This is a genomic window from Serratia sp. G204Y, assembly GCF_051172435.1.
Taxonomy (GTDB): Bacteria; Pseudomonadota; Gammaproteobacteria; order Enterobacterales; family Enterobacteriaceae; genus Serratia; species Serratia sarumanii.
Genome location: NZ_JBPIZA010000002.1, coordinates 551,343 through 564,720 on the forward strand (window position 1 = coordinate 551,343; position 13,378 = coordinate 564,720).

At 60.3% G+C, this 13,378-nt stretch carries 7 protein-coding genes and 1 rRNA gene; 5 read left to right on the top strand and 3 right to left on the bottom strand.

Annotated features, from left to right (window positions below; translation table 11 throughout):
* Positions 1–255: 255 nt before the first annotated feature.
* Together ACSBQQ_RS17010 and ACSBQQ_RS17015 are read left to right on the top strand one after the other, a co-directional pair.
* Positions 256–1,866 carry a condensation domain-containing protein gene (locus ACSBQQ_RS17010; RefSeq protein ID WP_060428813.1) on the top strand — a complete coding sequence of 537 codons (1,611 nt, stop codon included), beginning with the start codon at positions 256–258 and terminating at the stop codon, positions 1,864–1,866.
* 64 nt (positions 1,867–1,930) lie between these two features.
* Entirely contained in the window at positions 1,931–5,026 is a 3,096-nt protein-coding gene (locus tag ACSBQQ_RS17015) for an amino acid adenylation domain-containing protein (RefSeq protein WP_039567899.1), read from the top strand.
* A gap of 42 nt (positions 5,027–5,068) precedes the next feature.
* On the opposite strand, the gene ACSBQQ_RS17020 is transcribed toward ACSBQQ_RS17015, so the two are convergent.
* Positions 5,069–6,412, bottom strand: a complete 1,344-nt coding sequence (locus ACSBQQ_RS17020; RefSeq protein WP_033636741.1) for a condensation domain-containing protein — start codon at positions 6,410–6,412, stop codon at positions 5,069–5,071.
* A gap of 273 nt (positions 6,413–6,685) precedes the next feature.
* A complete protein-coding gene (gltP, locus tag ACSBQQ_RS17025) occupies positions 6,686–8,002 on the bottom strand; it encodes a glutamate/aspartate:proton symporter GltP (RefSeq protein WP_015376334.1) in 1,317 nt (438 codons plus the stop codon).
* A gap of 900 nt (positions 8,003–8,902) precedes the next feature.
* Here gltP and acs point away from each other — a divergent pair.
* From acs to actP, 3 genes are all read left to right on the top strand, one after another.
* A complete protein-coding gene (gene acs, locus ACSBQQ_RS17030; RefSeq protein ID WP_033649947.1) occupies positions 8,903–10,861 on the top strand; it encodes an acetate--CoA ligase in 1,959 nt (652 codons plus the stop codon).
* Between the two features lie 91 nt (positions 10,862–10,952).
* Positions 10,953–11,264, top strand: coding sequence for a DUF485 domain-containing protein (locus ACSBQQ_RS17035; RefSeq protein ID WP_004930047.1), 312 nt, complete (start codon positions 10,953–10,955; stop codon positions 11,262–11,264).
* Positions 11,261–12,913 (top strand): cation/acetate symporter ActP, encoded by a 1,653-nt coding sequence (actP, locus tag ACSBQQ_RS17040; protein WP_033649946.1) that lies wholly within the window; start codon positions 11,261–11,263, stop codon positions 12,911–12,913. The genes ACSBQQ_RS17035 and actP overlap by 4 nt, the downstream gene beginning before the upstream one ends.
* A gap of 348 nt (positions 12,914–13,261) precedes the next feature.
* Here the strand turns inward: actP and rrf are convergent.
* Positions 13,262–13,377, bottom strand: a 5S ribosomal RNA gene (rrf, locus tag ACSBQQ_RS17045).
* Between the last annotated feature and the right edge of the window lies 1 nt (position 13,378).

A 13,378-nucleotide genomic window follows, 5' to 3' on the forward strand; every position in this document is an offset into this window, starting at 1 on the left:
GCCGAGCACGGAAACAGCCAGAAAGCCTTATACTTTTGCAGGTAAAACAAGCGCTGTAATAACAAGCAATCATTTCAATGCTAAGAATAATATAGATAAATTATTCACCTCCAAAGCCCTACCTGCCCGGCATCGCTAAAACCCCTTATAAATAGCACCTTCACGCCAAATGGATTAAATAATAATAATTTTCATTCCTATTAACATTTGGATATATTCTTGCAGTCTCGTTGGCTGAATCAAAATGGATACCCGATGAAAGCTTTGACCACGATGCAGGCCGCCTATTGGGTAGGCCGACAGTCCGCTCCTCCCCTCGGCGGCATGGCCGCCCACCTGTATGCGGAATTCGACGGCGGCGAGCTGGACATCGCCCGGCTGCGCCAGGCTGTCGAGGCGCTGTACCTGCACCATCCGCTGTTACGCCTGCGCATTACCGATGATGGCCGGCAGACGATCGCGCCTCCCGGCCCCCGGCACACCTTGCATATCGACGACTGGCGGCACGCCGATACAGCGACGCTGGCAGCCGCGCTCGCCGCCAAACGCCAGGCGAAAAGCACCCAACTGCTGCCGCTGGAGCAGGGCGTGCCCTGCGATATCAGCCTGAGCCTGTTGCCGGAGGGGCGCAGCCGCCTGCATGTCGATCTCGATATGATCGCCGGCGATGCCATGAGCTTTCGCCTGTTGATGGAAGATCTGACGGCGTTTTATTACCAGTGCCCGCCGGCGCCCCCCCATGACGTGCCGCCGGCCTACTTCGACCACCTCGAACGGCGCGACGCCGACGAGGCGCTGCGCCAGCGACGCGAACGCGGCCAGCGTTGGTGGCGTGAGCGCCTGGCGCAGGTGCCGCCGGCGCCGCGCCTGCTGCGCACGCCGGACCGCTGCCGCAGCGATCGCCTGGCCATACAGCTGAATGCGGAAGAAAGCCGCGCGCTGGAGAGCGTCGCCAAACGGCACCACACCTCGCTCTCGACGCTGTTTCTCGCACTGTTCGCGCTGGCCGTCGGCCAGGGTTGGAATATGACGCGTTTCCGGCTCAACGTGCCGCTGTTCCACCGCGAGAGCGAACGGGAGGACGCGCATCGCCTCATCGGCGATTTCTCTAACCTGGTGCTGCTCGGCGTGGAGCTGAACCCGACGGAAAATCTGAGCGCCTTCTGCCGGCGCCTGATGACGCAGCTGGCGGAGCTGATCGAGCATGCGGATTACCCCGGCGTCAGCGTGATGCGCGATCTGTCGCGCCTGCACGGCAGCCTGCAGCCTTCGCCGGTGGTGTTTACCGCCGGTTTCGGCATCCGCGGCAAGACGCTGTTTTCCGAACGGGTCACCGACACCTTCGGCCATCTCGGCTGGGTCATCTCTCAGGGGCCGCAGGTGGCGCTGGATGCGCAGGTCGCCCACGTCGACGACGGCATTCTGATCAACTGGGACGTGCGGCTGGATGCGTTCCCCGAGCAGGTGCTGCCACGCCTGCTGGCCTGTTACCGGGCGCTGCTGCACTTGGCCGCGCGGCAAACGGAGGCGTTCGATCGCCCGCTGTCGCAGCTGTTGGCGCAATGCACGCCCGACGCGCTGGCGCAGCAGGCGCCGGTGCGCCAGGTGCTGCATCGGCTGCTGGCGCGGGTGGCCCCCGGGGCCGGCTTGCGCGACCACGACGATATCCGCCGGTTGGCCTTGCCGGATGCCGGGGTGAACGCGCTGCTGACGGTGCTCAACAAGTATCTGGCGGCGGCGCTGACGGCGCAGGATCTGGCGGCGCACTCCTCCCCTGCGGCGCTGGCGGCGCTGATCTGCCAACGCTCGCCCGAGGCAGGAAAGCATGCGAAAACGCTGCTCGCCGCGCTGGCACCGCAGCACTGAGATCGGTTTCCGGGCGCGCGGCGCCCGGCTCGTTTTAATCGGTTAGCGACTATAGGGAAGTACCATGGAGACAGCATTAACCGCACTGCAGCAGGCCTATCTTCTGGGCCGCAGCGATCGATGGCCGCTCGGCGGCGTGGCGATGCACGACTTTCGCGAATACCGCGCCCGGCAGCCGGATATGCCGCGCTTTGAAGCGCGCCTGACCGAGCTGGTACAGCACTACCCGGCGTTGCGCACCTGCATCGATGTGCAGCGCGGCACGCAGCACGTACGCCCGGAGGTGACGCTGCATCTGGATCGTCACGATCTGCGCGCCCTTGATGGCGAAGAGGCGCAGCGCCAGGTCGAACAACTGCGCGAGCGTTACTCCCATCAGCGCCACGATCCGAGCCAACCGCTGTGGCGCATCGCCGTGATCCAACTTGCCGAACAGCAGGATCCGACGGGATCGCCGTACGATACGCTGATCTTTACCAGTTTCGATGCCTTGATCCTCGACGGCCAAGGGATCTCCACCGTGATCGCGCGCCTGTTCGACGATCGCCCTCTGAGGCGGACCGCCGCCGCGCTGCCGCTCCCCGCCGCATCGGCGGCGCAGCGCCAGGCTGACGCCGCCTACTGGCGCGAAAAGCTGCAGGATGTCACCACGCCGTCGGCGTTGCCGTGGCGCGCCCCGCTCGCCAATCTCACCTCATCGCGCTATCGCCGCGCCAGCCTGACGCTGCCGCGCGATACGATAAAACGGCTTGGCCGTCTGGGATCGCCGCATGCGCTGCTGCGCAACAGCCTGCTGTCGGCGCTGATCCTCGATACGCTGGCCCACTGGACCACCGACGGCGAGCTGTGCGTCGGCGTGCCGGTAGCGTTCCCCGCCGCCGACGGCGCTCTGGGCAACGCCTCCAGCTTCGTGGCGGTGCGCTATTCCCGCCACGGCGAAGACTTTATCCAACGCGCGCAAGCCTTACAGGACGACGTGCTCGGCGCGCTCGACCACCTGACGTTTTCCGGCGTCGATCTGGCGCGGCAGTTGCTCGGCCAAAGCCAGGGCGGCCCGGCGCTGCCGGTGATCCTGACCAACTGCCTGGGCTGGGAAACGCTGCCGGCCGAGGCGCCGGTGCGCTTCCACGACGGCCTGACCCAAACGCCGCAGGTCGCCATCGACATTCGCCTGACGCTGGACAGCGAAAAAAACCTGCAGCTTTGCGTGGACTACGCCGAGCAGGCGCTGCACGGCGAGCAGGTAGAAGCCATGCTGGCGGCACTGCAGCGACGCATCCTGCACAGCTGCCAACGGGCCGACCTGGCGATCGCGCCGCGGGACTTCATCGATCTGACGCATTACCGCCACAACGACAGCGAAGCGAATTACGCACCTTATCCTTATTTGGCGCAGCTGGCCGAGCGGCTGTTCGGCGTACAAAACGGCGGCAACGCGCTTATCTGCGGCGAACAGACGCTGACCTACCGCGAACTGGGCCAGCGGATCGCCACGGCGATCGCCAACCTGCAGAGCCGCGGCGTGCAGCCGGGCAACGTGGTGGCGCTGTATCTACCGCGCAGCCCGGAACAGATCATCTTCAGCCTCGCCTGCGCCCTGCAGGGCGTGATCTGGGTGCCTGTCGATATCAACTCGCCGCCGGAGCGCACCGCCTACCTGCTGGAAAACTGCCGGCCGACGCTAGTGGTGCACGGCGGCGATCTGGAGACGCCGATCGGCGTAACGCCGGCGACCCTGCTGACGCCGACGGATCGCGCGCCTGCGCTGCCGGATGAACAGACGTTGGCGGAACGCAGCGCCAGCCAGGCCGCGAGCTACTACCTGTATACCTCCGGCACCACCGGTAAACCCAAATGCGTGGTGCTCAACAACCGCGCCACCGCCAACGTCGTCCACCAGACTCAGCAACGCTGGGCGGTCACTGCCGACGACGTCTTCATTTCCGTCACGCCGCCGCACCATGACATGTCGATGTTCGATCTGTTCGGTTCGCTGTGCGCCGGCGCTACGCTGGTACTGCCGGCGCCGCATCAGGAAAAGGACGCCATCAGCTGGAACCAGCTGGTGGAAAAGCACCGGGTCACCCTGTGGTGTTCGGTGCCCGCCATTCTGGAGATGCTGCTCACCTGCAAAACGGCCGACAGCCTGCGTTCGCTGCGCCTGGTGGCGCAAGGCGGCGACTACATCAAGCCGGCGACGGTGCAAACCCTGCGCACCCTGCGCCCGGATCTCGCGCTGTTCTCGCTCGGCGGGCCGACCGAAACCACCATCTGGAGCATCTGGCACCCGATCGCCCCGCAGGAGAGCGGCACCGTGCCTTACGGCCGCCCGCTGCCGGCCAACCGCTACTTCATCTGCCATGACGACGGCAGCCACTGCCCGGCCGGCGTGGTCGGCCGCATTCATACCGCCGGGGTCAACCTGGCGTTGGGCTATCTGGAGCAGGGGGAGCTGAAGCAGCATGACTTCGTCACCCTCGAAGGGCCGGACGGGCAACCGCTGCGCGCTTTTCGCACCGGCGATCAGGGCTACTACCGTGCGGACGGCAACATCATGTTCGCCACCCGGGTGAACGGCTATGTGAAGATCCGCGGCGTGCGCGTCTCGTTGCCGGAAATCGAAGATGTGCTGCGCCGCCATCCGGCGATCCTGGATATGGTGGTGGTGGACTATCCCAGCGGAGAGAACAACGAAGCGGCGCTCGGCGCCCTGTATCTGACCCGCGACGGCAAACCGCTGCCGCTGTCCGAGATCCGCGCCTTCGCCACCGGCTATCTGCCCTGCACCCATATTCCCACGCGCTTTATCCATGCCGAGGCGCTGCCGCTGTCCGCCAACGGCAAAACCGACCGCCATCGCATCCGCGCCGATCTGAGCGACCAGCAAACCGCGCCGGCGCTGAACGCCTGTGCGGCGCCGCCGCCGAACGCGCCTTTGGCGCGCAGCGCAGAGATCCTGACTATTTACTGGCAGGCGATCGGCGTAACGCCACGCCCGGAATGGGGGGAAGAGACGGCGTTTATCACCATGGGGCTGAAGTTGCCGCATATCAAACAGGTGGCGGAGCGCCTCAATGACGCTTTCGGCACTCGGCTGGTAAGCAGTTCGCTCCTGCCATGCAAGAACGCGCGCGAAGTGGCGGCATTGCTGGCCAACTGATGCCATAAAACTCGGGCGGGGACATCCCCCGCCCGCACTTTATCAGGCAGGCAACGCCGTCAGAGCCGCCAGCGGTTGTTCCCAGGCTTCCCGCTGCAGCGCGCGCAACAGAAACTCTTGCAGCGCCTCGCCATAGTCCAGCACATCCTCCGTCGGGAACTGTTCCAGATAAATATCGATATCGACCTGCAGATCGCGGGCGTCGGTGCGGCCGCGATAAGTCAGATTAAAACCGTCGCCCGAACCGCCGGCCAATACGCGGCGGGTGCCGCTGCAGCCGGTAAACCGGGGCGCATCGAAGGGTTGCACGTTGATGAAAGGAGAAATAAAGAAGCGCGAGCCTGGCTCCACGCCGCGATCGGCGGCCAGTTGACGCAGGCGGTAGCCGGCGTGGCTGCGCAGCTCCCGCAGTTGCTGCGCCATCGTCATCAGAAAATCTCCCAGCGTCGCCGACGGGGGTGGCGACACCAGCAGCGGCAGCGTGTTGACCGCCAGCGAAGGCACGTTGGTGGCAGCCTGCCCGCGGCGATTCATCGCCGGCATCCACATCGGCAGCGTATCGCCTTGTCGGGTGTCGCGCGGCATCACCTGAAACAGCCAGGCCGCCGACAGCGCCACCAGCAAGTCGGGCCAATTGATGCCGCTGCGTTCCGCCAGCTGTGCCAGCCGTTGCGATACCGCCGCCGGCAGCCGGTGGTGAGTGCTTAGACGCCGCACGCCATAGGCCTCACCGCCCTTGCGCACCGTCGGCAGCGCCTGCGACGGCGGCAGATAGCTCTGCCAAAAGCGCCGATCGCGCTCGCATCGCTCAGAATCAGCGTAGGCCAGCTCGGCCTGTTGAAAGGCGTCAAAGGCGCCTAAGGGAATACCCGCGCTGCCTTCACCCAGATAGTGCGCATACAACGCGGCGCAGCGGTGTTCAATCAAGGCCATGCCGAAGCCATCAACCAGAATATGGTGCGCACGCACGTACCAGAGGTAGCGCTCCGGCCCCAGCTTGAGCAGCCAGGCGGCGGCTAGCGGCTCGCTGTGCAGTGCCCGGCGCTGCGCGATATCTTCGCGCATCAGGCTTTGCGCCGCCTGCCAGGGATCGCCGTGCGTTTGCAGATCGATGCGTTGTAATGGCGGTATGCGTTGTGGATCGTGCCGTAACGGCGGAGGAGCGTCGCCACGCCGCTCACCAAAGCGCAGGGCAAACGCCTGCGTCTCGGCGAGGGTAGTGGCGATCGCCCGGCAGAGCGTCTCTTCCTCTACTGCGCCGCACAGTTCGGTGCAGTGTGCGACGGTGGACAGGGTCTGCCCGGGGTGCAAGGTGTGTTCTTCCCAGAAATCAAGCTGCGCTGGCGCCAGCGGCAACCATTCAGAGGCCAAAGCGGTGTCCGACATGTTACCTACCTTTGATAAGCCCGAATAAAGACGCCGAACGGGCGTAACCCGCCGTTCAACGGCTTTTGCGTGTCTCCATACATCATCAAATGAAAATGATAATAACATCTATTATCATTTCCATTAATTTGGTAACACTTTAGATTCTGTTAAGCGGGGATGCAAGTCGCGCAGTAGGGCAAAGAAAAGAAAGCGGCAGGTTGAAGGGCCATAAAAACAAAACGCCCCGGCACAACTGCCCGGGGCGTTTTTAACATCGGCGAGACTCGGCGATTAGGCCTGATTGGCCGGCTTCACCTTCTGCGCCAGAAACTCCGTTTCGTAGGCCAGCGCCTTCTTGCGATCGAACTGGTGCTCCCATTTGGCGATCACCAATACCGCCAACGCGTTACCCACGACGTTCAGCGCGGTGCGCGCCATATCCAGGATACGGTCCACGCCGGCGATGAACGCCAGGCCTTCCAGCGGAATGCCGACGCTGCCCAGCGTGGCCAGCAGCACCACGAACGAGACGCCCGGCACGCCGGCGATCCCTTTCGAGGTGACCATCAGCGTCAGCACCAGCACGATCTCCTGCCCCAACGACAGCTCGATGCCGTACAGCTGGGCGATAAAGATGGCGGCGATGCTCTGGTACAGCGTCGAGCCATCCAGGTTAAAGGAGTAGCCGGTCGGCACCACGAAGCTGGTGATCGACTTGGGCGCGCCGTAAGCCTCCATCTTTTCGATGATGCGCGGCAGCACCGTTTCCGAGCTGGCGGTGGAATAAGCCAGGATCAGTTCGTCTTTCAGGATGCGGATCAGCGTCCAGATGCGCAGGTTGCACAGCCGGGCGACCGCCCCCAGCACCACCAGGGCGAAGAACGCGATGGCGAAGTACACCAGCACCACCAGTTTGGCCAGCGGCAGCAGCGAAGCGAAACCGAAGTTGGCTACCGTGACCGCAATCAGGCCAAACACTCCGATCGGCGCATAGCGCATGATCATGTGGGTGACTTTGAACATGCTTTCGGACACCGCCTTGAACACCTTCAGCAGCGGCTCTTTGGTCTCTTTCGGCAACGACGACAGCCCCAGACCGAACAGCACCGAGAAGAAGATAATCGGCAACATGTCGCCCTTGGCCATCGACGAGAAGACGTTCGACGGGATCAGCGACAGAATGGTCGCCACCAGGCTGTGCGAACCGCTTTGCACCTGTTCGGTGGTTTTCTCATACTGCGAAATGTCCACCGTGGTCAGCGTCGACATATCGATGCCGTGGCCGGGTTGGAATACGTTGGCCAACGTCAACCCCACCACGATGGCAACGGTGGTGATCACTTCGAAGTAAATAATGGTTTTCAATCCGATGCGGCCCAGCTTTTTCGCATCGCCCACGCCGGCAATACCGACGATCAGCGTGGAAATAACGATCGGCACCACAATCATCTTGATCAGACGAATAAAGATATCGCCCGCCGGGCTGAGAATATTACTCACCAGCCACTCACGAGATTCGGTCTGGTTGTGCAATACCGCGCCAACAATAATACCCAGTACCAACGCGATCAGGATTTGCCAAGCCAGGCTAATTTTTACACTTTTCATACCCAAAAAGTCCTCAAAGACCCTTTTCGCCGTACAAAGTCGCAACACGGCGAAAAGAATACTTAATCATTTATTACAGGCTTATGTTAATTCAGTGGAAGCGTTCACCTGCCCTGGGTGCGACGCAGTATAAATCTGTATCATCCGGGCGGCATGCTCTGCAAGCCTTGATTTGTCAGGGTTGAGCGCTGAATCGAATAACAAAAATTTCGCGTTACTATTTCAAACGGCATAATTGCTTGTTATTAAAAACATAATTTTTCATACCATGAAGCACACAAGCACGCCGGCGACGATTTTTTGAACGCCATTAAAATGCGTTATTCTTCACCCATTCTGCATATTTAATCCGCATAAAATGTTTATATTTTGTTACTTAAAAGTCAAATAAATGAGAATTGACCGAGTGACACTTTCGGCCATAAATGCAGCGCCACTTTATATTCAGATTAAAAAACGAACGATATCGCAGAGCGAATGCCATAAGGTATCATCCGACCTTTCATCAGGAATTAAGGTTAATAAAACGTTATTTCACGATGTGTCGTCCATCGTTATATGGTGTTAATACCAACTTCGAATATTAATAGCGAAAAATAATCCAAAAAGATTTATAGCGAGAAATAATTATGACCCTGCGCGTATCTATTAATATCGAGGCAGTTACCCCCGTCTTTGTTTATTCTTTTTTGTTCTTTATATAAGTGTTTTTGGTTAAAAATGCGGGTTTATGGGGATTTAAGCACCAAAGAGATAGATATGCCCTGCAAATGCGACAGAACGATTACAAATCAATATCTTTGTTGCGTGATCTGCCGCGCAAAAAAGAAACAAAGAATCGTAGCAAACTATACTTAACCTTCAGTTGACATATCATTAACAACTTCAAGGAGAAAAGCTATGAGCCAACTGCATAAACACGCTATTCCTTCTGCAATTGCAGAACGCGCCCTGATTAATCCGGCACAATACCAAGAGTATTATCAACAGTCGGTTCAAGACCCAGAGGCTTTCTGGGGTGAGCATGGCAAAATCCTGGATTGGATCAAACCCTATACCAAAGTTAAAAATACCTCGTTCGATCCGGGCCACGTCAGCATTCGCTGGTTTGAAGACGGCACGTTGAACCTGGCGGCCAACTGTCTGGACCGCCATTTGGCCGAGCGCGGCGACCAAACCGCCATTATCTGGGAAGGCGATGACCCGACCCAATCCAAAAAAGTGACTTACAAACAGTTGCACCATGACGTCTGCCAGTTCGCCAACGTGCTGAAAAAGCTCGGCGTGAAAAAGGGCGACGTGGTGGCTATCTATATGCCGATGGTGCCGGAAGCGGCGGTCGCGATGCTGGCCTGCGCGCGCATCGGCGCCGTACATTCGGTGATCTTCGGCGGCTTCTCGCCGGAAGCGGTCGCCGGGCGCATTATCGACTCCAACGCCAAGCTGGTGATCACCGCCGATGAAGGCCTGCGCGCCGGCCGCGCCGTGCCGCTGAAAAAGAACGTCGATGATGCGCTGAAAAATCCCAGCGTGGTTAGCGTCACCAACGTGGTGGTGTTCCAACGCACCGGGAAACCGGGCTACTGGCAGGAAGGGCGCGATCTGTGGTGGCATGAGCTGATCCAGGGCGTCTCCGCCGACTGCCCGCCGGAAGAAGTGAACGCCGAAGATCCGCTGTTTATCCTGTACACCTCAGGCTCGACCGGCAAACCGAAAGGCGTGCTGCACACCACTGGCGGCTACCTGGTGTACGCCGCGATGACCTTTAAATATGTGTTTGACTACCACGACGGCGACATTTACTGGTGCACCGCCGACGTGGGCTGGGTTACCGGCCACAGCTATCTGCTGTACGGCCCGCTGGCCTGCGGCGCCACCACGCTGATGTTCGAAGGCGTGCCTAACTATCCGGGCGTCAATCGCCTGTCGCAGGTGATCGACAAGCACCAGGTCAACATTCTGTATACCGCACCAACCGCCATTCGCGCCCTGATGGCCGAAGGCGACAAGGCGATCGAAGGCACCCGACGCGATTCGCTGCGCATCATGGGCTCGGTCGGCGAGCCGATCAACCCGGAAGCCTGGGAGTGGTACTACAACAAGATAGGCAACGCAAAGTGCCCGATCGTCGACACCTGGTGGCAAACCGAAACCGGCGGCTTCATGATTACCCCGCTGCCGGGCGCCACCGAGCTGAAGGCCGGTTCCGCCACGCGGCCGTTCTTCGGCGTACAGCCGGCGCTGGTCGATAACGTCGGCACACCGCAGGAAGGCGCCTGCGAAGGCAACCTGGTGATCGTCGACTCCTGGCCGGGCCAGGCACGCACCCTGTTCGGCGATCATGACCGCTTCGAGCAAACCTACTTCTCGACCTTCAAAGGCATGTACTTCAGCGGTGACGGCGCCCGTCGCGACGAGGACGGTTACTACTGGATCACCGGCCGCGTCGACGACGTGCTGAACGTCTCCGGCCACCGTCTGGGCACCGCCGAGATCGAGTCTGCGCTGGTATCGCACCCGAAAATCGCCGAAGCCGCGGTGGTCGGCATTCCTCATAACATCAAAGGCCAGGCGATCTACGCCTACATCACGCTGAACCACGGCGAAGAACCGACGCCGGAGCTCTATACCGAAGTGCGCAACTGGGTGCGCAAAGAGATAGGGCCGATCGCCACGCCGGACGTGCTGCACTGGACAGATTCACTGCCCAAGACGCGCTCCGGCAAGATCATGCGGCGTATCCTGCGCAAAATTGCCGCCGGCGACACCAGCAACCTGGGGGACACCTCCACGCTGGCGGATCCGGCCGTAGTCGACAAGCTGTTGGAAGAAAAACAATCAATGAAAGTGCCGTCATAATTTACGCCGCTTCAGGCCGTTCATTCGGATAACGCGCCGTTGAGCGGCCCTGGCGCGGCGTAATCTCTCAATACCGACTGGAGACACTCTGATGAATGACACCATTTATCAAGGGATTGAAGAAAACCCGCGCTTTAAAGAGCTGGTGAGAAAACGCGGCCGGTTCGCCTGGCTGCTTTCGCTGATTACGCTGGCGTTGTACGTCGGCTTTATTCTGTTGATCGCCTTCGATCCGCAATGGCTCGGCACGCCGATCGCCGCCGGATCGACCATCACCCGCGGGATCCCGGTCGGCGTCGGGCTGATCGTGATCTCTTTCGTCTTGACCGGGATCTACGTGTTTCGCGCCAACGGCGAGTTCGATCGCCTCACCGCAGAAATTCTGCGTGAGGTGAAACAATGAAGCGCTTATTCTCTGCCACCGCGCTGCTGTTGCTGCCCGGTCTGGCCTGCGCCGAAGCCATCGGCGGCGAAGTGCATCGTCAGCCGCTGAACATCCAGGCGATCGTGATGTTTATCCTGTTTGTCGGCGCCACGCTCTACATCACCTATTGGGCGTCCAAACGCACCCGTTCCCGTCAGGATTACTACACCGCGGGCGGGCGCATCACCGGCCTGCAAAACGGGTTGGCGATCGCCGGCGACTTCATGTCTGCCGCCTCGTTTCTCGGCATCTCCGCCCTGGTCTACACCTCGGGCTATGACGGCCTGATCTACTCCATCGGCTTCCTCATCGGCTGGCCGATCATTCTGTTCCTGATCGCGGAGCGCCTGCGCAACCTCGGCCGCTATACCTTTGCCGATGTCGCCTCTTACCGCCTAAAACAGAAACCGATCCGCACCCTGTCGGCCTGCGGCTCGTTGGTGGTGGTGGCGCTGTATCTGATCGCGCAGATGGTCGGCGCCGGCAAGCTGATCCAGCTGCTGTTCGGGCTCAACTACCACGTGGCGGTGATCCTGGTCGGTATCCTGATGGTGCTGTACGTGCTGTTCGGCGGCATGCTGGCCACCACCTGGGTGCAAATCATCAAGGCGGTGCTGCTGCTGTCCGGCGCCAGCTTTATGGCGCTGATGGTGATGAAGTCGGTTAACTTCGACTTCAACACCCTGTTCGCCGAAGCGGTGAAGGTGCATCCGAAAGGCATCGCCATCATGAGCCCAGGCGGCCTGGTGTCCGATCCGATTTCCGCGCTGTCGCTCGGCCTGGCGCTGATGTTCGGCACCGCCGGTCTGCCGCACATCCTGATGCGCTTTTTCACCGTGAGTGACGCCAAAGAAGCGCGCAAGAGCGTGTTCTACGCCACCGGTTTTATCGGTTATTTCTATATCCTGACCTTTATCATCGGCTTCGGCGCCATCTTGTTGGTCAGCGCCAATCCGGCGTTCAAAGACGCCACCGGCGCGCTGCTGGGCGGCACCAACATGGCGGCGGTGCACCTGGCCAATGCCGTTGGCGGCAACTTCTTCCTCGGCTTTATCTCGGCGGTGGCCTTCGCCACCATTCTGGCGGTCGTTGCAGGCCTGACGCTGGCCGGCGCCTCGGCCGTTTCCCATGACCTGTACGCCAGCGTGATGAAAAACGGCAAGGCGACCGAGCGCGACGAACTGAGAGTATCTAAGATCACCGTTGTAGTGCTAGGCATTGTCGCCATTGCCCTGGGGATCTTGTTCGAGAAGCAGAACATCGCCTTTATGGTCGGGTTGGCGTTCTCCATCGCCGCCAGCTGTAACTTCCCTATCATCATCCTGTCGATGTACTGGTCGCGTTTGACCACTCGCGGCGCGATGATTGGCGGCTGGCTGGGCCTGTTGACGGCAGTGATTCTGATGATCCTCGGCCCGACGATCTGGGTGCAGATCCTCGGCCATGAAAAACCGATTTACCCGTATGAATATCCGGCGCTGTTCTCGATGATTGTCGCCTTTGTCGGTACCTGGCTATTCTCGATCACCGACAGCTCACTGGCCGGGCAGCAAGAGCGGGAACGCTTCCGGGCTCAGTTTGTCCGTTCGCAAACCGGGTTGGGCATCTCTCAGGGTAGCTCGCATTAACCGAATAATAAGTGAAAAAAGCAAACACACCCTAATCAAAGGCCCTTCGGGGCCTTTTCTCTGGCTGTTTTTGTCGGAGAAACAGCGCAGCATAGCTGCGCTTTTTTGCGTTTTACGCATAGCAAAAAGCCCTGAACGTCAGTTCAGGGCTTTCGGCTTGGTTTGATGCCTGGCAGTGTCCTACACAATTCGTCTCATCCTGAGACTCTCCCCTCCGGGGCCGCCGCACGCGGCGTTAAGGCCCGTTCCCGACGGGCCTTTCGCATGGCCATGCTCGAGCAGAACGCCAGATAACAGACAAAACAAAAAGCCCCATGCTTTCGCATGAGGCTTGTTGTTTTATTTGATGCCTGGCAGTGTCCTACTCTCGCATGGGGAGACCCCACACTACCATCGGCGCTACGGCGTTTCACTTCTGAGTTCGGCATGGGGTCAGGTGGGACCACCGCGCTATTGCCGCCAGGC

What these genes read in the sequence shown, in the direction of transcription:
- ACSBQQ_RS17010 (WP_060428813.1), top strand. Translation starts at nt 256, where the DNA reads ATGAAAGCTTTGACCACGATGCAGGCCGCCTATTGGGTAGGCCGACAG.
- ACSBQQ_RS17015 (WP_039567899.1), top strand. Translation starts at nt 1,931, where the DNA reads ATGGAGACAGCATTAACCGCACTGCAGCAGGCCTATCTTCTGGGCCGC.
- ACSBQQ_RS17020 (WP_033636741.1), bottom strand. Translation starts at nt 6,412, where the DNA reads ATGTCGGACACCGCTTTGGCCTCTGAATGGTTGCCGCTGGCGCCAGCG.
- gltP (WP_015376334.1), bottom strand. Translation starts at nt 8,002, where the DNA reads ATGAAAAGTGTAAAAATTAGCCTGGCTTGGCAAATCCTGATCGCGTTG.
- acs (WP_033649947.1), top strand. Translation starts at nt 8,903, where the DNA reads ATGAGCCAACTGCATAAACACGCTATTCCTTCTGCAATTGCAGAACGC.
- ACSBQQ_RS17035 (WP_004930047.1), top strand. Translation starts at nt 10,953, where the DNA reads ATGAATGACACCATTTATCAAGGGATTGAAGAAAACCCGCGCTTTAAA.
- actP (WP_033649946.1), top strand. Translation starts at nt 11,261, where the DNA reads ATGAAGCGCTTATTCTCTGCCACCGCGCTGCTGTTGCTGCCCGGTCTG.